Here is a 19956-nt window from a genome sequence, read left to right as displayed (position 1 = left end):
ATATATAAAGGGGAATAAATAATGAAATTGACATCAAAAGGGAGATATGCAGTAACTGCAATGTTGGATATTGCATTACATTCTGGTTTAGGGCCCGTATCACTTGCAGATATCTCAGAACGTCAACAAATCTCACTTTCCTATCTTGAACAACTATTTGCCCGTTTACGTAAACATGGTTTGGTCTCTAGTGTTCGGGGGCCGGGTGGTGGCTATGTGCTTAGTCGAAGCATGGATCAAATTGCGATTAGTTCAATTGTTAAAGCCGTCGATGAAACGGTTCACGCAACAAAATGTTATGGTCATGATGGATGTCAAGGTGGCGTGAGATGTTTAACTCACACTTTGTGGAATGACCTAAGTGAACGTATCGATGAGTTTTTAACAAGTATCACTTTAAGCGAATTAGTCAATAATAAAGAAGTTAAAGAAGTGGCTAGTCGACAAAGCAATCTAATATCAATAAATTAAGCAATAAAATTTGTACACAGATTTTGTCATTGGGAGTATTTAATGAAACTACCTATTTATATGGATTATGCAGCAACAACGCCTGTCGATCCTAGAGTTGCTGAAAAAATGATGCAGTATCTAACCTTGGATGGTATTTTCGGTAACCCCGCCTCTCGTTCTCATAAATTTGGTTGGCAAGCTGAAGAAGCGGTTGATATTGCACGAAATCAAATAGCCGATCTTATTGGTGCCGATTCACGAGAAATCGTTTTTACTTCTGGCGCGACTGAAGCGGACAATTTAGCCATTAAAGGTGCAGCACACTTTAATCAAGCTAAAGGTAAACATATTATTACGTGTAAAACTGAACATAAAGCCGTGCTTGATACTTGTCGCCAACTAGAACGAGAAGGTTATGAAGTAACGTATTTAGCACCTGAATCTGATGGAATATTAGATTTAAACAAACTCGCAGCGGCAATGCGTAGTGATACGACAGTGGTATCAATCATGCACGTTAATAATGAAACAGGCGTCATACAAGATATCGAAAAAATTGGTGAAATGTGTCGTGAAAGAGGCATTGTTTTCCACGTGGATGCAACCCAAGCTGTTGGTAAATTACCGATTGATGTAACCAAATTGAAAGTAGACTTGATGTCTTTTTCAGGTCATAAAATCTATGGTCCAAAAGGTATCGGTGGGCTGTATGTAAGACGTAAACCACGTGTTCGTATCGAAGCCCAAATGCATGGTGGTGGTCATGAACGAGGCATGCGCTCTGGAACGCTACCTGTGCACCAAATTGTTGGTATGGGTGAAGCATATCGGATAGCAAAAGAAGAAATGGCTACTGAAATGCCACGTCTATTGGCACTCAAAAATCGGTTATGGAATGGTTTAAAAGATATAGAAGAAGTTTATCTAAATGGATCTTTAGAACACAGTGCACCAAATATTTTAAATGTCAGTTTTGCTTATATTGAAGGTGAATCGTTAATGATGGCATTAAAAGATTTGGCTGTATCTTCTGGCTCTGCCTGTACGTCAGCGAGTTTAGAACCTTCTTATGTATTGCGGGCACTAGGCCTCAATGATGAATTAGCACATAGCTCAATCCGTTTTTCACTAGGTCGATTTAGTACTGAAGAAGAAGTGGATTATGTTATTGAGTTAATCAAAAACTCTATTGATAAATTAAGAAACTTATCTCCGCTTTGGGAAATGTTTAAAGATGGTGTTGATTTATCAAAGATAAAATGGTCAGCCCATTAAAATTAGGAGTAAATTATGGCATACAGTGAAAAAGTAGTCGATCATTACGAAAACCCTCGCAATGTCGGGTCGTTCGATCAAAACGATCCGAATGTTGGTAGTGGTATGGTTGGTGCACCAGCTTGTGGCGATGTCATGCGACTTCAAATTAAAGTGAATGATGATGGCATTATTGAAGATGCGAAATTTAAAACTTATGGCTGTGGTAGCGCAATTGCTTCAAGTTCGTTAGTTACCGAATGGATTAAAGGTAAATCTTTAGATGAAGCACAAGCAATAAAAAATACGGATATTGCTAAAGAACTCGCTTTACCGCCAGTTAAAATTCACTGTTCAATTTTAGCTGAAGATGCAATCAAAGCGGCAATTGATGACTATAAGACTAAAAAAGGGCAAAGTTAATGGCTATTACATTAACCACTAGTGCAGCTGATCGTGTTCAAGCTTTTTTAACTAATCGTGGAAAAGGCATCGGTCTAAGATTAGGCGTTAAAACATCTGGTTGTTCGGGTATGGCTTATGTTTTAGAGTTTGCTGATACGATTAATGACGATGACAGTGTATTTGTAGACAAAAATGTTAAAGTTATCGTGGATAAAAAAAGCTTAGTCTATATTGATGGCACTGAACTTGATTTTGTTAAAGAAGGATTAAATGAAGGTTTTAAATTCAATAATCCTAATGCGCATAATGAGTGTGGTTGTGGCGAAAGCTTTAATGTTTAACTGAGGCATCAAGCGTGAATAATTATTTTGAGTTATTTCATCTACCTATTCAATTACCTGTCGATACGCAGCAGTTAACATTACAATATCAACAATTACAAAGACAGTATCACCCTGATAATTTTGCAACGGCATCGGATAGTGAAAAAATGGCGATTATTCAAAAATCAGCCATGATTAATGATGCTTATCAAGTATTAAAAAATCCTATAAAAGCAGCTGAATATTTCCTATCTTTGCAAGGCTTTGATGTGGCAACGGAACAACATATTATTCATGATGCAGATTTTTTAATGGAGCAATTTGTTTTGCGTGAAAAGCTAGATGATATTGAAAGTCAGTCAAACTTTGAACTATTAGATAGCTTTGGGGCTGAAATATCAGGCCGCAAAAAAGATATTTATAATCAATTGTTGAACAATATATCGCAACAAGATTGGCAATCCGCCCTAAATCAAATCTACAAGATTCGTTATCTTACTCGATTAATAGAACAGATCGAAAAGTTACAAGAAAAGCAATATGCTTTATAATTTAAGATAAATAACACATCAAGTAGAGATAAGTTAAATGGCATTATTACAAATTAGTGAACCAGGTCAAACACCAGAACCACATCAACGTCGGATTGCGGTTGGCATTGATTTGGGTACGACCAATTCACTAGTTGCAACTGTTCGAAGCGGTAAATCTGAAGTTCTGCCAGATTTAGAAGGCGATTTTTTATTGCCTTCAGTTGTACATTATGGTGTTGATCATGATGATAATACTATTATCACAATTGGTAAAAATGCTAAAAACAGCGCTACTTCTGATCCAAAAAATACAGTAAGTTCAGTTAAGCGATTAATGGGAAGACGTCTTTCTGATATAGACACATCTCATTTCCCTTATCCATTATCCATGACAGAAAATGGTGTGCCATTACTAAATTTACCGAATCAGCAAGTTAATCCTATACAAGTCTCTGCTGAAATCTTGATTGCTCTAGCAGATCGGGCTAAAGCGAGTTTAAATGGTGAAATCGATGGTGTCGTCATCACCGTTCCCGCCTATTTTGATGATGCTCAACGACAGGCAACAAAAGATGCTGCTAAATTAGCTGGTTTACACGTTTTACGTTTGTTGAATGAACCTACTGCTGCAGCTATCGCTTATGGCCTTGATTCTGGAAAAGAAGGCATCATTGCTGTATATGATTTAGGTGGTGGAACTTTTGATATCTCTATTCTGCGTTTACATAAAGGCGTTTTTGAAGTTCTATCAACAGGGGGAGATTCTGCTCTTGGTGGTGATGACTTCGATCGTTTACTTGCGGAGTATATTAAAAACGAATTAGGGTTGATTGATCATCATGATGCACAGTTGAATCAGAGAATGATTCATCAAGCGGTTGACATTAAAATTGCACTCAGCCATCAAGATTCTGTCACGATAACATTTGATAATCAGGTCTTAACTATAACCCGACATCAATTTGAACAACTTATTGAACCGCTAGTTAAACGAACCTTAGCTGTTTGTCGGCGTGCATTAAAAGATGCTGATATTGATATCGATGAAATTGTTGAAGTGGTCATGGTGGGGGGATCTACCCGAATTCCGTTTGTGCGTGAATCGGTCGGTAATTATTTCAAAACAAAACCTTTAACTTCTATCGATCCAGATAGAGTAGTCGCTATTGGGGCTGCCATTCAAGCGGATATTTTAGTGGGTAATAAACCCGATTCCGATATGTTGTTGCTTGATGTAATTCCCTTATCTTTAGGCATCGAAACAATGGGCGAATTGGTTGAAAAAATCATTCCTCGTAATAGTACGATTCCTTGTGCAAGGGCGCAAGAATTTACAACGTTTAAAGATGGTCAGACCGCTATGATGATTCATGTTTTACAAGGTGAACGTGAAAATGTAGCCGATTGTCGATCGTTGGCGCAATTTATCTTGCGTGGCATTCCGCCAATGCCTGCTGGTGGCGCACATATTCGTGTCACTTTCCAAGTGGATGCTGATGGATTGCTAAGCGTAACGGCAATGGAAAAATCAACAGGTGTTGAAGCCGCAATACAAGTTAAGCCATCTTATGGGCTAACTGATAAAGAAATTGCAACTATGATTCAAGATTCCATCAATTACGCTCAACAAGATAAGCAAACTAGAATGCTTGCTGAACAAAAAGTTGAAGCAGCAAGAGTCCTTGAAAGCTTACAAAATGCATTAGATAAAGATGCTGACTTATTGAATGAGCATCAGCTTAATCAAATTTTAAATGCTAAACATCGTTTACAAGCGGTAAGCGAATCCAATGATATATACGAAATTGAAAAGCAAATTAAAATTGTTGATAACGTGACGCAGGATTTTGCGGCTAAGCGTATGGATAGATCCATTCGTCAAGCTTTAACCGGTCATAAAGTTGATGATATTTAACTAACGAGATTATTATGCCAAAAATTACATTTTTACCAAATGCTGAACTTTGCCCTGAAGGGAAAACGGTTGAAGCGCAAGAAGGTGAATCTATTTTAGAAGTCGCTTTACGTAACGATATTGAAATTGAGCATGCTTGTGAAATGTCATGTGCTTGTTCAACTTGCCATTGTATTGTCCGTAAAGGTTTTGACTCACTTGAAGAGAGTGATGAACAAGAAGATGATATGTTAGATAAAGCGTGGGGCGTTGAACCACATAGTCGGCTAAGTTGTCAGGCTCGTGTTGCCGATGAAGATCTTGAAGTTGAAATTCCAAGATATAGTCTTAATCATGCCAAAGAAGATCATTAGCCTTGTCGCCATCACTTCATGGCGACAGATTCCTCATTATCATCATTTTCTTAAGTAATCACTACAACTTGTTTGATTAGCTTGAAATTTAATCAATAAAAAGGGTTTATCATTATTTTTAAGCTGATTAATAAAGCATCTATTATTAATTATTTCTTGCATTAGTTAATAATTTACGTATAATCATCGCCACTTTGTTTGTTGAATTTTTAATAAGCAAATGCGTATGAAGATATAATCCTTATTTAATAATATTGAATTATATCAACAATACTCCCGATCTGGGGGTTACGAAAAGAACGGATTACACTCTCCTGTCAATCGAAACAGGGTAAGAGGAGTAGTCTTTTGTTATAACTTTTAAATAGTGGAGCTCTGGTCTCATGTCGAACCAAAGAATCCGTATCCGGTTAAAAGCGTTTGATCATCGTTTGATTGATCAATCAACTGCTGAAATTGTAGAAACTGCGAAGCGCACTGGTGCGCAAGTTCGTGGTCCTATTCCATTACCGACACGCAAAGAGCGTTTCACCGTATTGATTTCTCCGCACGTTAATAAAGACGCGCGTGATCAATATGAGATTCGTACTCATAAACGTCTAGTTGATATTGTTGAGCCAACTGAAAAAACAGTTGATGCTTTAATGCGCCTAGATCTTGCTGCCGGTGTTGATGTGCAGATCAGTTTAGGTTAATCCTAAGCTGAATGATTGAGAGGTCTAAACAATGATTGGTTTAATCGGTCGTAAAGTAGGAATGACACGAATCTTCACCGAAGAAGGTGTTTCTATTCCTGTCACCGTAGTTGAAGTTCAAAGCAACCGCGTTACTCAAGTTAAAACTTTAGAGAACGATGGTTATCAAGCTATTCAGGTTACTACTGGCAGCAAAAAAGCAAGCCGTGTAAATAAACCTGAAGCAGGTCATTTTGCTAAGGCTGGCGTTGAAGCTGGTCGTGGTCTATGGGAGTTCCGTTTTGAAGAAGGCGAATTTACTGTAGGGCAAAGTATTAACGTTGATATTTTCACAGACGTTAAAAAAGTTGATGTTACTGGAACATCTAAAGGTAAAGGTTTTGCTGGCGTAACTAAACGTTGGAACTTCCGTACTCAAGATGCAACTCATGGTAACTCTTTGGCACACCGTGGTCATGGCTCTATCGGTCAAAACCAAACTCCAGGTAAAGTGTTCAAAGGTCGTAAAATGGCAGGTCACCTAGGTAATGAACGTGTAACTGTTCAAAACTTAGATATTGTACGTGTTGATGCTGAACGTAACCTTTTATTAATTAAAGGTGCAGTTCCAGGCGCAATCAATAGTGACGTAATTGTTAAACCGGCAATCAAGGCTTAACGTCGAGGAGATAGAGATGGAATTAGTAGTAAAAGACGCGAAAGCGCTTTCTGTTTCCGAAACTACCTTCGGACGTGAGTTTAATGAAGCGTTAGTTCACCAAGTAGTTGTTGCTTATGCATCTGCTGCTCGTCAAGGCTCACGCGCACAAAAAACTCGTGCAGAAATCGCTGGTTCAGGCAAAAAACCATGGCGTCAAAAAGGCACAGGTCGTGCTCGTTCAGGTTCTATTAAGAGCCCAATCTGGCGTAGTGGTGGTGTAACATTTGCAGCAAAACCACAAGATCATAGCCAAAAAGTTAACCGTAAAATGTATCGTGGTGCATTAAAGAGTATTTTCTCTGAATTAGTGCGTCAAGAGCGTTTAGTTGTGGTTGAAACATTTACTGTTGAAGCACCTAAGACTAAATTATTAACTCAGAAATTAAATGATATGAATCTTAATGATGTCCTTATCATTACAACTGAAGTTGATGAGAATCTTTTCTTAGCAGCACGTAACTTGCATAAAGTTGATGTGCGTGATGTGGCAGGTATTGATCCAGTTAGTTTGATTGCATTTGACAAAGTGGTTATCACTGTTGATGCCGTTAAACAAGTAGAGGAGATGTTAGCATGATTCGTGAAGAGCGTCTGCTTAAAGTCCTGCGAGCACCACATGTTTCTGAAAAAGCATCTATTTCAATGGAAAAAACAAATACATTAGTATTGAAAGTTGCTAAAGATGCTACTAAGAGAGAGATTAAAGCCGCAGTTGAACAACTATTTGAAGTTAAAGTAGATGACGTTAATACACTTGTTGTTAAAGGCAAAGTAAAACGTCGTGGTCAACAACTTGGTCGCCGTAGCGACTGGAAAAAAGCTTACGTAACTTTAGCAGAAGGTCAAAACTTAGACCTTGCTGGCGTCGCTGAGTAATTCGGAGGAGTAAGAACAATGGCAGTTGTTAAGTGTAAACCTACATCTCCGGGTCGTCGCCACGTTGTTAAAGTGGTTAACCCAGAGTTGCATAAAGGTAAGCCTTATGCACCGTTGCTTGATTCAAAAAGCAAAACTGGTGGTCGCAATAATAATGGTCGTATCACTACCCGTCATATCGGTGGTGGTCATAAACAACATTATCGTATTGTTGACTTTAAGCGTAACAAAGATGGTATTCCAGCAGTTGTTGAACGTTTGGAATATGATCCAAACCGTAGTGCAAATATTGCATTGGTTTTATATAAAGACGGTGAACGTCGTTATATTTTAGCGCCTAAAGGCTTAAAAGCAGGTGATCAGATCCAATCTGGTGTTGATGCATCGATTAAAACAGGTAACTGTTTACCAATGCGCAATATTCCAGTCGGTTCTACCGTGCATAACATTGAAATGAAACCAGGTAAAGGCGGACAACTTGCTCGCTCAGCTGGTAGCTATGTTCAAATCGTTGCGCGTGATGGTGCATATGTAACATTACGTCTACGTTCAGGTGAAATGCGTAAAGTATTATCTGATTGTCGTGCCACTATTGGTGAAGTCGGTAATTCAGAACATATGCTTCGCGTACTAGGTAAAGCGGGTGCAACGCGTTGGCGTGGTGTTCGTCCTACTGTTCGTGGTACAGCAATGAACCCGGTAGACCATCCACATGGTGGTGGTGAAGGTCGTAACTTTGGTAAACATCCTGTGTCTCCATGGGGTCAAAAAGCCAAAGGATTGAAAACGCGTAGCAACAAACGTACTGATAAGTATATTGTTCGCCGTCGCAATAAGAAATAATTAATATAGAGGATTAGCTATGCCACGTTCTCTCAAGAAGGGTCCTTTTATTGACCTACACTTGCTGAAGAAGGTAGAGAAAGCGGTGGAAAGCGGGGACAAGAAACCAATTCGTACTTGGTCCCGTCGTTCAACGATCTTTCCTAACATGATCGGTTTGACCATCGCTGTCCATAATGGTCGTCAGCACGTTCCAGTTTATGTTACCGACGAAATGGTTGGTCATAAATTGGGTGAATTCGCGCCGACTCGTACTTATCGCGGTCACGCTGCGGATAAGAAAGCTAAGAAGAAATAAGTAGGAGAAAGAGATGGAAACAATTGCAAAGTACCGCCACGCTCGTTCTTCTGCACAAAAAGTTCGCTTAGTTGCAGATCTTGTTCGCGGTAAAAAAGTGTCTCAGGCACTTGATATTTTAACGTACACCAATAAAAAAGCGGCTGTACTTGTTAAAAAAGTATTAGAGTCTGCTATTGCTAATGCAGAGCATAACGATGGTGCTGATATTGATGATCTAAAAGTTGCGAAAATTTTCGTAGACGAAGGCCCAACCATGAAGCGTATTATGCCTCGTGCGAAAGGTCGTGCAGATCGAATTTTGAAGCGTACGAGTCACATCACCGTGATCGTCTCAGATCGCTAGGCTGGAGAATAGCAATGGGTCAAAAAGTAAATCCAAATGGTATCCGATTAGGCATTGTCAAGCCTTGGACATCTACATGGTATTCGGGTACAAAGACATTCGCTGATAATTTAGAAAGTGATTTTAGAGTGCGTGAATTCTTAAATAAAGAATTAGCACAAGCGTCAATCTCTAAAATTGTAATCGACCGTTCAGCAGAAACTAACGTTCGCATTACTATTCACACTGCTCGTCCAGGTATCGTGATTGGTAAAAAAGGTGAGGACGTTGAAAAATTACGTAATGCCGTAGCTTCTATTGTCAATAAGTATAAAGACAAAAGAGAAAAACGTGATGTTGCAGTACAAATTAATATTGCTGAAGTTCGTAAACCTGAACTTGATGCAAAATTAGTTGCTGACAGCATTACTTCTCAGTTAGAACGCCGTGTTATGTTCCGTCGTGCAATGAAACGTGCGGTACAAAACGCAATGAAAGCGGGTGCTAAAGGTATCAAAGTTGAAGTAAGTGGTCGTTTAGGCGGCGCTGAAATTGCTCGCTCAGAGTGGTATCGTGAAGGTCGTGTACCTCTACATACACTACGAGCTGACATCGACTACGGAGTGTCTGAAGCATTAACTACCTATGGTATTATTGGTGTTAAAGTGTGGATCTTCAAAGGTGAGATCCTTGGTGGTATGGCTGCCGTTGAACAAGCAGAAAAACAACCTGCTGCTCAACCGAAAAAGCAGCGCAAAGGCCGAAAACAATAAGGAGCGTCGCTGATGTTACAACCAAAGCGTACAAAATTCCGTAAAGTGCACAAGGGCCGCAATCGTGGTCTAGCTGTGAGTACTGACGTAAGTTTCGGTACATTCGGTCTTAAGGCTGTGGGTCGTGGTCGTTTGACTGCGCGCCAGATCGAAGCAGCACGTCGTGCAATGACTCGTGCAGTTAAGCGTCAAGGTAAAATCTGGATTCGAGTTTTCCCTGATAAACCAATTACTGAAAAACCACTTGAAGTGCGTATGGGTAAAGGTAAGGGTAACGTTGAATACTGGGTTGCTCAGATTCAACCAGGTAAAGTCCTTTATGAAATGGACGGAGTACCGGAAGAAGTTGCTCGTGAAGCATTTGCGTTGGCAGCTGCAAAACTGCCAATTAAAACCACCTTTGTGATTAAGACGGTGATGTAAATGAAAGCAAAAGAGCTACGCGAAAAAAGCGTTGAAGAGTTAAATACTGAACTTCTTAATTTATTACGTGAGCAATTTAACTTACGTATGCAATTAGCTGGAGGTCAGTTGACACAGACTCATATGTTAAAACAAGTGCGTCGTAATATTGCACGAGTTAAAACGTTATTAACTGAAAAGGCGGGTGCGTAATATGACTACTGAAGTAAAAATTCGTACTCAGCAAGGTCGTGTTATTAGCGACAAAATGGATAAATCTATTACTGTAGCTATTGAACGTAAAGTGAAGCATCCGTTATATGGTAAGTTCATTAAACGTACGACTAAATTGCATGTACATGATGAAAACAACGAGTGTGGTATTGGTGATACTGTAGAAATTAAAGAGTGTCGTCCATTATCAAAAACCAAATCTTGGACTCTTGTTCGAATCGTAGAAAAAGCAGTTAGTTAATCTAATCGATTAAAAACTGTACATAATATAATAAACGGCTAAATGCAGCCGTTTATTTTATGCTATCCATTTTATTTGAGTGGTGTTATACTATGCGCCCTCACATATGTGGGTTTTTGGTTGTCTATTCTTATCCATGGTAGTTGAGGTGGATGAAGGTAGATTAGACAATAATTTATTTATACGGAGCATTAAAATGATCCAAGAACAGACTAGGCTAGATGTTGCCGATAACTCTGGCGCACGTAGTGTAATGTGTATCAAGGTTCTCGGTGGATCGCACCGTCGTTATGCAGCGGTTGGTGATATCATCAAGGTTACCATTAAAGAAGCAATTCCACGTGGTAAAGTAAAAAAAGGTGATGTACTTAAAGCTGTTGTCGTGCGCACTAGAAAAGGTGTTCGTCGTCCTGATGGATCTGTCATTCGTTTCGATCGCAATGCTTGTGTTATTTTAAACAATAACAGTGAGCAACCGATTGGTACGCGTATTTTTGGACCGGTCACTCGTGAACTTCGTTCTGAGAAGTTTATGAAGATCATTTCATTAGCACCAGAAGTACTGTAAGGAGCGGGTAATGGCAGCGAAAATCCGTCGAGAAGATGAAGTTATCGTGTTAACCGGTAAAGATAAAGGTAAACGCGGTAAAGTAAAAAGTGTTTTGTCTACAGGCAAAGTGATTGTTGAAGGTATTAATTTGGTGAAAAAACACCAAAAACCAGTACCTGCATTAAATCAAGAAGGTGGAATTGTTGAAAAAGAAGCAGCTATTAATGTTTCTAATGTGGCAATTTTTAACCCAGCTACAGGCAAAGCAGATCGCGTAGGCTTTAGAATTGAAAATGGTAAAAAAGTCCGTTTTTATAAGTCTACTAATGAATTAATTAATTAAGTAATTTGGAGTGTACGATGGCGAAACTGCATGATTACTACAAAGCACAGGTAGTAAATAAACTGCAAGAACAGTTTGGCTACAAATCTGTCATGCAAGTCCCTCGGATCGAAAAGATCACCTTGAATATGGGTGTGGGTGAAGCAATTACTGATAAGAAATTATTAGATAATGCGGTTGCAGATTTAGCAGCAATCAGTGGTCAAAAACCACTTGTCACAAAAGCACGCAAATCAGTTGCTGGTTTTAAAATCCGTCAAGGGTATCCTATTGGTTGTAAAGTCACTTTACGTGGCGAACGTATGTGGGAATTTTTTGAACGTCTAGTTTATATTGCGCTTCCTCGTACTCGAGATTTCCGCGGTTTAAGCGCAAAATCTTTCGATGGTCGTGGTAACTATAGCATGGGTGTTCGTGAACAAATCGTTTTCCCTGAAATCGATTATGATAAAGTTGATCGTGTTCGTGGTTTAGATATTACTATCACAACAAGTGCACAATCAGATGAAGAAGGCCGAGCTTTATTATCTGCCTTTAACTTCCCATTTCGTAAGTAAGGTAGGGCATAATGGCTAAACAATCAATGATTGAACGCGATAAGAAACGCGTAAAGCTAGCAGAAAAATATTTTGCAAAGCGTCAAGAATTAAAAGCGATTATCTCTGATCTTAATGCATCAGATGAAGATCGTTGGAATGCAGTGCTTAAATTGCAAACGCTTCCTCGTGATTCTAGTCCATCACGTCAACGTCGTCGTTGTCGTCAAACAGGTCGTCCTCATGGCGTCCTTCGTAAGTTTGGTTTAAGCCGTATTAAGGTTCGTGAATCAGCCATGCGTGGTGAGATTCCTGGTCTTAAAAAGGCAAGTTGGTAATCAGGGGAGTGTTATAGATGAGCATGCAAGATCCTATAGCAGATATGTTGACCCGTATTCGTAACGGTCAAGCTGCGAATAAAGTTGCAGTCACCATGCCTTCCTCTAAGCTAAAAGTGGCAATTGCCAATGTGCTAAAAGAAGAAGGTTACATCGGAGACTATAAAGTTGTTGGTGACACTAAGCCAGAATTGGAAATTTCATTAAAATATTTCCAAGGTAAGGCTGTAGTAGAAAGTATTAAACGTGTTAGCCGTCCAGGTTTACGTATTTATAAACGTAAAGACGAATTGCCAAAAGTTATGGCTGGATTAGGTATCGCAGTTGTTTCTACTTCTAAAGGTGTTATGACTGATCGAGCAGCACGCCAAGCAGGTCTTGGTGGTGAAATTATCTGCTACGTAGCGTAAGGGAGAAAAAAATGTCTCGTGTTGCAAAAGCACCTGTCGTTGTTCCTGCTGGCGTAGAGGTAAAACTCAATGGTCAGGTAATTACGATTAAAGGTAAAAATGGCGAGTTAACTCGTACAATTAATAATGCTGTTGTTATTAATCAAGAAGAAGGTCAAATTAAATTTGCTCCTCGTGACGGCTTTGCGAATGCTTGGGCTCAAGCTGGTACTGCACGTGCGTTGATTAATGCAATGGTTATTGGTGTTACTGAAGGTTTTACTAAAAAACTTCAGCTAGTTGGTGTCGGTTATCGTGCACAAGTTAAAGGTAATGCTATTGGTCTATCTCTTGGATATTCACATCCAATTGAGCATCAATTACCTGCTGGTGTGACCGCAGAATGTCCATCACAAACTGAAATCATACTGAAAAGTGCTGATAAGCAGTTAATTGGACAAGTGGCAGCAGATATCCGTGCTTATCGTCGTCCTGAACCTTATAAAGGTAAAGGTGTTCGTTACGCAGATGAAGTTGTGCGTACTAAAGAAGCTAAGAAAAAGTAAGGTAACACTATGGATAAGAAATCAGCTCGTATCCGTCGTGCAACTAAAGCGCGTCGCAAGATGCATGAACTACTTGCAACTCGCTTAGTGGTTCACCGTACTCCGCGTCATATTTATGCGCAGATTATCGCACCAAACGGATCAGAAGTACTGGCAGCTGCTTCTACATTAGAAAAAGCTATCAGTGAAAGTTTAAAATACACCGGAAACAAAGATGCAGCAGCTGCAGTTGGTAAAGCAATCGCAGAGCGCGCATTAGCGAAAGATATCAAAGAAGTTTCTTTTGATCGTTCGGGTTTCCAATATCATGGTCGAGTTCAGGCGCTAGCAGATGCTGCTCGCGAAGCTGGCCTACAGTTCTAAGGTAGGAGTTAAAGATGTCAAACATCGAAAAACAAGCTGGTGAACTGCAGGAAAAACTAATCGCAGTTAACCGAGTTTCTAAAACCGTAAAAGGTGGTCGTATTTTTAGTTTTTCTGCACTAACAGTTGTTGGTGACGGTAATGGCCGCGTAGGTTTTGGATATGGTAAAGCACGTGAAGTGCCAGCAGCAATCCAAAAAGCAATGGAAAAAGCACGTCGTAATATGATTAATGTTGCTTTAAATAACGATACTTTACAGCATCCTGTTAAAGGTGCTCATACAGGTTCTCGTGTTTATATGCAACCAGCATCAGAAGGTACTGGTATTATCGCCGGTGGTGCAATGCGTGCTGTATTAGAAGTTGCTGGTGTTCGTAACGTTCTAGCTAAAGCATATGGTTCAACAAACCCAATTAATGTGGTTCGTGCAACGATTGATGGCTTAGAAAATATGAAATCACCAGAAATGGTTGCTGCTAAGCGTGGTAAAACCGTCGAAGAAATTTTGGGGTAATTAACCATGGCAAAGACAATTAAAATTACACAAACTCGTAGTTCTATTGGACGCATACCGAAGCATAAAGCAACGTTAGTCGGACTTGGATTACGTCATATTGGTCATACTGTTGAGCGCGAGGATACTCCTGCTATTCGTGGTATGGTAAACCAAGTTTATTACATGGTCAAAGTTGAGGAGTAATAGTAATGCGTTTAAATACTTTATCTCCTGCTGAAGGTTCAAAGCATGCACCAAAACGTCTAGGCCGAGGTATCGGTTCTGGATTAGGTAAAACAGGTACCCGTGGTATCAAAGGTCAAAAATCACGTTCAGGTGGCGGCGTTCGTCGTGGCTTTGAAGGTGGTCAAATGCCTTTATATCGTCGATTACCAAAATTTGGTTTTACTTCTCGTAAAGCTCTAGTTACAGCACAAGTTCGCCTTTCAGATTTAATGAAAGTTGAAGGTGATGTTGTTGACCTAAATAGCTTAAAAGTTGCAAATGTGATTAATTCACAAATCGAATACGCAAAAATCATGTTATCTGGTGAAGTTACAAAACCAGTAACAGTTCGTGGTATTCGTGTAACGAAAGGTGCTAAAGCTGCAATTGAAGCTGCTGGCGGAAAAATTGAGGAATAATTAGAAAGATGGCAAAGCAACCAGGATTAGATTTTCAAAGTGCCCGTGGTGGTGGGGGTGAACTTAAGAAGCGTTTACTATTTGTGCTTTTAGCACTGATTGTTTTTCGTTTAGGTTCTTATATTCCAGTTCCTGGCATTGATACTAAAGCGTTATCGGACATACTTTCACAAGCATCATCTAATGGTATTGTGGATATGTTCAATATGTTCTCTGGTGGTGCTTTAAGCCGTGCTTCAATTTTTGCATTAGGGATAATGCCTTATATTTCTGCATCGATTATTGTGCAGTTATTAACGGCCATTAACCCTAAATTGGCAGAATTGAAGAAAGAAGGTGAATCAGGTCGTAAGAAAATTAGCCAGTACACTCGTTATGGCACATTGGCTTTAGCTATTGTACAAGCAGTTGGTATTGCGACTGGTTTACCAAATATTCCTGGTTATGAGCGTGTTGTGACTAATCCAGGATTTTCTTTCTATTTCATTGCATCGGTTAGTTTAGTTACTGGCACTATGTTTCTTATGTGGCTTGGTGAGCAGATCACGGAACGTGGAGTAGGTAATGGTATTTCAATCATTATTTTCTCTGGAATTGTGGCGGGTCTTCCTCATGCAATATATGAAACAATTGAACAAGCTCGTTCTGGTGAATTGAATCCGATTCTATTATTAGTTGTCGCAGCTTTAGTGATAGGTGTGACTTATTTTGTTGTTTTTGTTGAGCGTGGTCAACGTCGAATCGTAGTTAACTATGCCCAACGTCAACAAGGGCGTCGCGTTTATGCAGCGCAAACATCACATTTACCATTAAAAATTAATATGGCTGGCGTTATTCCAGCGATATTTGCCTCAACAATTATTATGTTACCATCTATGATGGCATCTTGGTTTCAAGGAAATGGTGAAGGCTGGAGATATGTATTTGTACTTATTGGTCAATATTTCTCTCATGACCAACCGTTATACATAATCTTTTTTGCGGCAGCGATAATCTTCTTTTGTTTCTTCTATACAGCGTTGGTTTTCAACCCTAGAGAGACAGCAGATCAGCTTAAAAAATCTGGTGCATTTATTCCAGGTATCCGCCCAGGTGAGCAAACATCTAAATATATTGACAAAGTAATGACACGTTTAACATTAATAGGCGCAATCTACATTACTTTTGTATGTTTGGTACCAATGTTTATGACAAGTGCAATGAAGGTTCCAGTTCAATTTGGTGGAACATCTTTATTAATTGTGGTTGTTGTAATCATGGATTTTATGGCACAAGTACAGACTTTAATGATGCCAAATCGTTATGAGTCAGTGTTAAAGAAAGCGAACCTTAAAGGCTACGGCCGATAAGTTAGCCAGAAGTTACGGAGAAAAAAATGAAAGTTCGTGCTTCAGTCAAGAAATTATGCAGAAATTGTAAAATCATTAAACGCAATGGCATCGTTCGTGTTATTTGTGTTGAAGGTAAACATAAGCAACGTCAAGGTTAATTTATTTAGCCTAAAAGTTGAACTTTTGCATATTTTACTTGCCAAAGTATAGTAAAGCTGGCTAGAATAGCCAGCCTAAATTTTATTTGCAGACTTACTGTTTGAGTATCCTGAAAACGGGCTTTTCAGTATGGTGAGTTTGTTAAACATTAACAATAAAGGAGTGCATAGTGGCCCGTATAGCAGGCATTAACATTCCTGATCAGCAACATGCTGTAATTGCGTTACAAGCAATTTATGGTATCGGTAATACTCGCGCTAAGACAATTTGTGCTGAAGCAGGTATTCCTGAACATGTTAAGATCAGAGAACTATCTGAAGATCAGATTGAGAAGTTACGTGAACAAGTCGCTAAATTTACTGTTGAAGGTGATTTACGTCGTGAAGTAACTATGAGTATCAAGCGTTTATTAGACCTTGGTTGTTATCGTGGCATCCGTCATCGTCGTGGACTTCCAGTTCGTGGTCAACGCACTAAGACTAACGCTCGTACCCGCAAGGGACCGCGTAAGCCAATCAAGAAATAATTGAGGTGATAATAAATGGCAAAGACACCTGTTCGTACACGTAAACGTGTAAAAAAACAAGTTTCTGATGGTGTAGCTCATATTCATGCATCATTTAACAATACAATCGTAACTATTACCGATCGTCAAGGTAATGCGTTGGGTTGGGCAACCGCTGGTGGTTCTGGTTTCCGTGGCTCTCGTAAGTCCACTCCGTTTGCTGCTCAAGTAGCTGCTGAACGTTGTGCAGAAGCCGTAAAAGATTACGGAATTAAGAATCTGGAAGTTATGGTAAAAGGACCTGGTCCTGGTCGTGAGTCAACAATTCGTGCATTAAATGCAGCGGGTTATCGCATCACTAATATTACTGATGTTACTCCGATTCCTCATAACGGTTGTCGTCCACCAAAGAAACGTCGTGTTTAATGTTTATTAAACATTGAATGTTTAGGATTATTGGAGAAATAAAATGGCAAGATATTTGGGACCAAAGCTCAAATTAAGTCGTCGTGAAGGTACTGATTTATTCCTTAAATCTGGTGTTCGAGCGGTTGACAGTAAATGTAAGTTAGAACAAGCTCCTGGACAACATGGTGCGCGTAAACCGCGTTTATCAGATTATGGTGTTCAGTTACGCGAAAAACAAAAAGTTAGACGTATTTATGGAATTTTAGAACGTCAATTCCGTAATTACTACAAAAATGCAGCACGTATTAAAGGTAATACAGGTGAAAACCTATTAGGTCTTTTAGAACGTCGCTTAGATAACGTTGTTTATCGTATGGGATTTGGTGCAACTCGCGCTGAAGCTCGTCAATTAGTTAGTCATAAAGCTGTTCTTGTTAATGGTCATGTTGTGAACATTGCATCTTATCAAGTTTCGCCTGAAGATGTGATCAGCGTTCGCGAAAAATCAAAAAAACAAGCACGTATTAAAGCTGCTTTAGAGTTAGCTGAGCAACGTGAAAAACCTACATGGTTAGAAGTTGATGCTAGCAAAATGGAAGGTGTATTTAAACGCTTACCAGAACGTTCAGATTTATCTGCTGACATCAACGAACATTTGATCGTCGAACTTTACTCTAAGTAAAGTTTAGCACTTAAGAGAGGACATAATGCAGGGTTCTGTAACAGAGTTTTTAAAACCTCACCTAGTTGATGTTGTTCAATACACTCAAACTCATGCGAAAGTGACTTTAGAGCCACTTGAGCGTGGTTTTGGTCATACTTTAGGTAATGCACTACGCCGCATTTTATTATCATCAATGCCTGGATATGCAGTAACCGAAGTTGAAATTGACGGTGTTCTGCATGAGTACAGTACTAAAGAAGGCGTTCAAGAAGATGTACTTGATATTTTGCTTAATTTGAAAAAATTAGCAGTACGTGTACATACCAAAGATGATGTTATGCTGACTTTAAACAAATCAGGCATTGGTGCGGTAACTGCATCTGATATCACTCATGATGGTGATGTTGAAATTGTTAATCCTGATTTAGTGATTTGTCATCTTACTGATGCAAATGCTTCAATTAGTATGCGTATTCGTGTACAACGAGGACGTGGTTATGTCCCTGCTTCTGCTCGCGTTAAGTCAGAAGATGAAGAGCGACCAATTGGTCGTTTATTAGTTGATGCATGTTATAGTCCTGTCGAGCGTATCGCTTATTCTGTCGATGCAGCTCGTGTGGAACAACGCACCGATTTAGATAAACTGGTTATTGATATGGAAACTAATGGTACTATCGATCCAGAAGAAGCTATTCGTCGTGCGTCAACTATTTTGGCTGAACAACTTGAAGCTTTCGTTGATTTACGTGATGTACGTCAACCTGAAGTTAAAGAAGATAAACCGGAATTTGATCCGATTCTTCTACGTCCAGTAGATGATCTCGAATTAACTGTTCGGTCTGCTAATTGCTTAAAAGCAGAAGCAGTTCATTATATTGGTGATTTAGTACAACGTACAGAAGTTGAGCTACTTAAAACCCCTAATCTTGGTAAGAAATCACTTACTGAAATTAAGGATGTGCTCGCATCTCGTGGTTTGTCTTTAGGCATGCGTCTTGAGAACTGGCCACCAGCAAGTATTGTTGAAGACTAAAATAAAATTTATATAAGAAGGATAAAGTTATGCGCCATCGTAAAAGTGGTCGTCAACTGAACCGAAATAGCAGCCATCGTCAAGCAATGTTTCGTAACATGACTAGTTCACTTGTTGAACATGAAATCATCAAAACTACATTGCCTAAAGCAAAAGAGTTGCGTCGTGTTGTTGAACCGTTAATTACGCTAGCCAAAAGCGATAGCGTAGCTAATCGCCGTTTGGCTTTTGCTCGTATCCGTGATAAAGATACAGTGAAAAAATTATTTTCAGATCTAGGTCCACGTTTTGCTACCCGTCCAGGTGGTTATGTACGTATTTTGAAATGTGGTTTCCGTGACGGAGATAATGCTCCAATGGCTTATATTGAATTAGTTGATCGCCCTGCAGTAGAAGCAGAAGCAACAGCTGAATAAGATTTTAAATCATTGTATACAAAAGCCGGCTATACGCCGGTTTTTTATTGATGATATCTATCACAGATCCTTTAACTTTGGTTTCCTTATCCTTAAGTTCATCGTATCTAAATCTACTATATTCCTATTCTTTAATTGATTAAAAATTAAGCTTATGTTGTTTTTAATAAACATATGGCATGAAAATCTATTGAGAGGGATTAGTTTAATTGAAATTTCAATGTTAATTTATTTTTAAGTAGATTTAGATATCGATGTTTTTATAACTCTTCTGGATATTTCTAATGTTAATTTAAGAGCATCTAATAAATAAGTATTAATAGTTTTTTAAAAATAGGCTACATTATTATTTCATCATTGAGATATCTGACTATAAACATAATTAATAGTGTGGTGGTGGGGTTTCCTCAGATAAATTAGCAATATTCGATGTTTGAGTGGCTTGTAGTTTTTGTGATAATAACATTAATTGCTCTTTTAGTTTACTAACATCGGCTTGAAGGTTGGTTACTGCTTGGTTTAATTCTTCAATGGTGATTTCTTGAAACGCAACTTTGGTTTCTAATAATTCAATTTGTTGTCTCATATTAT

At 39.1% G+C, this 19956-nt stretch carries 36 protein-coding genes; 35 read left to right on the top strand and 1 reads right to left on the bottom strand.

All coding sequences use genetic code 11. The features are described 5' to 3' along the window. Positions 1–21 precede the first annotated feature (21 nt). The 35 genes from iscR to rplQ all read left to right on the top strand — a co-directional run bounded on the left by iscR (position 22) and on the right by rplQ (position 19365). Positions 22–471 (top strand): Fe-S cluster assembly transcriptional regulator IscR, encoded by a 450-nt coding sequence (gene iscR / locus ACGH46_RS03965; protein ID WP_065558570.1) that lies wholly within the window; start codon positions 22–24, stop codon positions 469–471. Between the two features lie 42 nt (positions 472–513). Beyond that, positions 514–1728, top strand: a complete 1215-nt coding sequence (locus ACGH46_RS03960) for an IscS subfamily cysteine desulfurase (RefSeq protein ID WP_065558571.1) — start codon at positions 514–516, stop codon at positions 1726–1728. A gap of 15 nt (positions 1729–1743) precedes the next feature. Then, on the top strand, positions 1744–2130 hold the full coding sequence (iscU, locus tag ACGH46_RS03955) for a Fe-S cluster assembly scaffold IscU (protein WP_065558572.1): 387 nt from the start codon (positions 1744–1746) through the stop codon (positions 2128–2130). Then, positions 2130–2453: an iron-sulfur cluster assembly protein IscA gene (gene iscA / locus ACGH46_RS03950; protein ID WP_267350302.1), complete on the top strand. Its 324-nt coding sequence runs from the start codon at positions 2130–2132 to the stop codon at positions 2451–2453. The genes iscU and iscA overlap by 1 nt, the downstream gene beginning before the upstream one ends. A 14-nt stretch (positions 2454–2467) precedes the next feature. Further along, a complete protein-coding gene (hscB, locus tag ACGH46_RS03945; RefSeq protein WP_267358898.1) occupies positions 2468–2986 on the top strand; it encodes a co-chaperone HscB in 519 nt (172 codons plus the stop codon). A gap of 37 nt (positions 2987–3023) precedes the next feature. Further along, the gene (gene hscA / locus ACGH46_RS03940) at positions 3024–4883 is read left to right on the top strand and encodes a Fe-S protein assembly chaperone HscA (protein WP_267358896.1); all 1860 of its coding nucleotides are present in this window, start codon (positions 3024–3026) and stop codon (positions 4881–4883) included. A gap of 14 nt (positions 4884–4897) precedes the next feature. Continuing rightward, complete coding sequence (fdx, locus tag ACGH46_RS03935) at positions 4898–5236, top strand: ISC system 2Fe-2S type ferredoxin (RefSeq protein WP_065558576.1); 339 nt, start codon at positions 4898–4900, stop codon at positions 5234–5236. A 383-nt stretch (positions 5237–5619) separates the two neighbouring features. After that, a complete protein-coding gene (gene rpsJ / locus ACGH46_RS03930; RefSeq protein ID WP_006120582.1) occupies positions 5620–5931 on the top strand; it encodes a 30S ribosomal protein S10 in 312 nt (103 codons plus the stop codon). A 31-nt stretch (positions 5932–5962) separates the two neighbouring features. Next, the gene (gene rplC, locus ACGH46_RS03925) at positions 5963–6589 is read left to right on the top strand and encodes a 50S ribosomal protein L3 (protein ID WP_065558577.1); all 627 of its coding nucleotides are present in this window, start codon (positions 5963–5965) and stop codon (positions 6587–6589) included. Between the two features lie 16 nt (positions 6590–6605). After that, positions 6606–7208, top strand: coding sequence for a 50S ribosomal protein L4 (gene rplD, locus ACGH46_RS03920; RefSeq protein WP_065558578.1), 603 nt, complete (start codon positions 6606–6608; stop codon positions 7206–7208). Continuing rightward, a complete protein-coding gene (gene rplW, locus ACGH46_RS03915) occupies positions 7205–7507 on the top strand; it encodes a 50S ribosomal protein L23 (RefSeq protein ID WP_065558579.1) in 303 nt (100 codons plus the stop codon). Before rplD ends, rplW begins: the two co-directional genes overlap by 4 nt. Positions 7508–7525: 18 nt before the next feature. Beyond that, on the top strand, positions 7526–8350 hold the full coding sequence (rplB, locus tag ACGH46_RS03910; protein ID WP_065558580.1) for a 50S ribosomal protein L2: 825 nt from the start codon (positions 7526–7528) through the stop codon (positions 8348–8350). A 19-nt stretch (positions 8351–8369) separates the two neighbouring features. After that, positions 8370–8648 carry a 30S ribosomal protein S19 gene (gene rpsS / locus ACGH46_RS03905; protein ID WP_065558581.1) on the top strand — a complete coding sequence of 93 codons (279 nt, stop codon included), beginning with the start codon at positions 8370–8372 and terminating at the stop codon, positions 8646–8648. Between the two features lie 13 nt (positions 8649–8661). Further along, positions 8662–8994 (top strand): 50S ribosomal protein L22, encoded by a 333-nt coding sequence (rplV, locus tag ACGH46_RS03900; protein WP_034884235.1) that lies wholly within the window; start codon positions 8662–8664, stop codon positions 8992–8994. A gap of 14 nt (positions 8995–9008) precedes the next feature. After that, complete coding sequence (gene rpsC / locus ACGH46_RS03895; protein WP_065558582.1) at positions 9009–9746, top strand: 30S ribosomal protein S3; 738 nt, start codon at positions 9009–9011, stop codon at positions 9744–9746. 12 nt (positions 9747–9758) lie between these two features. Continuing rightward, positions 9759–10169 carry a 50S ribosomal protein L16 gene (gene rplP / locus ACGH46_RS03890; protein ID WP_025314389.1) on the top strand — a complete coding sequence of 137 codons (411 nt, stop codon included), beginning with the start codon at positions 9759–9761 and terminating at the stop codon, positions 10167–10169. Further along, positions 10170–10361, top strand: a complete 192-nt coding sequence (gene rpmC / locus ACGH46_RS03885) for a 50S ribosomal protein L29 (RefSeq protein WP_034902373.1) — start codon at positions 10170–10172, stop codon at positions 10359–10361. Position 10362: 1 nt separating this feature from the next. Then, a complete protein-coding gene (gene rpsQ, locus ACGH46_RS03880; protein ID WP_025314391.1) occupies positions 10363–10623 on the top strand; it encodes a 30S ribosomal protein S17 in 261 nt (86 codons plus the stop codon). A 196-nt stretch (positions 10624–10819) separates the two neighbouring features. Continuing rightward, complete coding sequence (gene rplN / locus ACGH46_RS03875) at positions 10820–11191, top strand: 50S ribosomal protein L14 (protein WP_025314392.1); 372 nt, start codon at positions 10820–10822, stop codon at positions 11189–11191. A gap of 10 nt (positions 11192–11201) precedes the next feature. Then, positions 11202–11516, top strand: coding sequence for a 50S ribosomal protein L24 (rplX, locus tag ACGH46_RS03870; protein ID WP_065558583.1), 315 nt, complete (start codon positions 11202–11204; stop codon positions 11514–11516). A 17-nt stretch (positions 11517–11533) separates the two neighbouring features. Then, positions 11534–12073 (top strand): 50S ribosomal protein L5, encoded by a 540-nt coding sequence (gene rplE, locus ACGH46_RS03865; RefSeq protein ID WP_065558584.1) that lies wholly within the window; start codon positions 11534–11536, stop codon positions 12071–12073. 11 nt (positions 12074–12084) lie between these two features. Next, on the top strand, positions 12085–12390 hold the full coding sequence (gene rpsN / locus ACGH46_RS03860) for a 30S ribosomal protein S14 (protein WP_025314395.1): 306 nt from the start codon (positions 12085–12087) through the stop codon (positions 12388–12390). Positions 12391–12407: 17 nt separating this feature from the next. After that, the gene (gene rpsH, locus ACGH46_RS03855) at positions 12408–12800 is read left to right on the top strand and encodes a 30S ribosomal protein S8 (protein ID WP_065558585.1); all 393 of its coding nucleotides are present in this window, start codon (positions 12408–12410) and stop codon (positions 12798–12800) included. 11 nt (positions 12801–12811) lie between these two features. Then, positions 12812–13345 carry a 50S ribosomal protein L6 gene (gene rplF / locus ACGH46_RS03850; RefSeq protein ID WP_065558586.1) on the top strand — a complete coding sequence of 178 codons (534 nt, stop codon included), beginning with the start codon at positions 12812–12814 and terminating at the stop codon, positions 13343–13345. A 9-nt stretch (positions 13346–13354) separates the two neighbouring features. Continuing rightward, positions 13355–13708: a 50S ribosomal protein L18 gene (gene rplR / locus ACGH46_RS03845; RefSeq protein ID WP_025314398.1), complete on the top strand. Its 354-nt coding sequence runs from the start codon at positions 13355–13357 to the stop codon at positions 13706–13708. A gap of 14 nt (positions 13709–13722) precedes the next feature. After that, on the top strand, positions 13723–14223 hold the full coding sequence (rpsE, locus tag ACGH46_RS03840; protein ID WP_025314399.1) for a 30S ribosomal protein S5: 501 nt from the start codon (positions 13723–13725) through the stop codon (positions 14221–14223). Positions 14224–14229: 6 nt separating this feature from the next. Then, positions 14230–14409 (top strand): 50S ribosomal protein L30, encoded by a 180-nt coding sequence (gene rpmD / locus ACGH46_RS03835; RefSeq protein WP_267350311.1) that lies wholly within the window; start codon positions 14230–14232, stop codon positions 14407–14409. Positions 14410–14414: 5 nt separating this feature from the next. Next, the gene (gene rplO / locus ACGH46_RS03830; RefSeq protein ID WP_065558588.1) at positions 14415–14849 is read left to right on the top strand and encodes a 50S ribosomal protein L15; all 435 of its coding nucleotides are present in this window, start codon (positions 14415–14417) and stop codon (positions 14847–14849) included. A gap of 8 nt (positions 14850–14857) precedes the next feature. Next, on the top strand, positions 14858–16198 hold the full coding sequence (gene secY / locus ACGH46_RS03825; protein ID WP_065558589.1) for a preprotein translocase subunit SecY: 1341 nt from the start codon (positions 14858–14860) through the stop codon (positions 16196–16198). Between the two features lie 26 nt (positions 16199–16224). Continuing rightward, positions 16225–16338 (top strand): 50S ribosomal protein L36, encoded by a 114-nt coding sequence (gene rpmJ / locus ACGH46_RS03820; protein ID WP_025314403.1) that lies wholly within the window; start codon positions 16225–16227, stop codon positions 16336–16338. 170 nt (positions 16339–16508) lie between these two features. After that, positions 16509–16865, top strand: coding sequence for a 30S ribosomal protein S13 (gene rpsM, locus ACGH46_RS03815; RefSeq protein WP_065558590.1), 357 nt, complete (start codon positions 16509–16511; stop codon positions 16863–16865). Positions 16866–16880: 15 nt separating this feature from the next. Next, on the top strand, positions 16881–17270 hold the full coding sequence (rpsK, locus tag ACGH46_RS03810; protein WP_034948028.1) for a 30S ribosomal protein S11: 390 nt from the start codon (positions 16881–16883) through the stop codon (positions 17268–17270). Positions 17271–17313: 43 nt separating this feature from the next. Next, a complete protein-coding gene (gene rpsD, locus ACGH46_RS03805) occupies positions 17314–17934 on the top strand; it encodes a 30S ribosomal protein S4 (protein ID WP_065558591.1) in 621 nt (206 codons plus the stop codon). Positions 17935–17959: 25 nt separating this feature from the next. Continuing rightward, positions 17960–18949 (top strand): DNA-directed RNA polymerase subunit alpha, encoded by a 990-nt coding sequence (locus ACGH46_RS03800; protein ID WP_065558592.1) that lies wholly within the window; start codon positions 17960–17962, stop codon positions 18947–18949. A gap of 29 nt (positions 18950–18978) precedes the next feature. Next, complete coding sequence (gene rplQ / locus ACGH46_RS03795) at positions 18979–19365, top strand: 50S ribosomal protein L17 (protein ID WP_065558593.1); 387 nt, start codon at positions 18979–18981, stop codon at positions 19363–19365. A gap of 382 nt (positions 19366–19747) precedes the next feature. Here rplQ and ACGH46_RS03790 read toward each other — a convergent pair whose 3' ends face one another. Further along, positions 19748–19951 (bottom strand): SlyX family protein, encoded by a 204-nt coding sequence (locus tag ACGH46_RS03790; RefSeq protein ID WP_267350314.1) that lies wholly within the window; start codon positions 19949–19951, stop codon positions 19748–19750. Positions 19952–19956 lie beyond the last annotated feature (5 nt).

Source organism: Gilliamella sp. CG22, assembly GCF_046635725.1.
Classification (GTDB): Bacteria; Pseudomonadota; Gammaproteobacteria; order Enterobacterales; family Orbaceae; genus Gilliamella; species Gilliamella apicola_I.
Note: the sequence above shows the minus strand (reverse complement) of the source record. Positions and strands in the feature narration are given on the sequence as shown.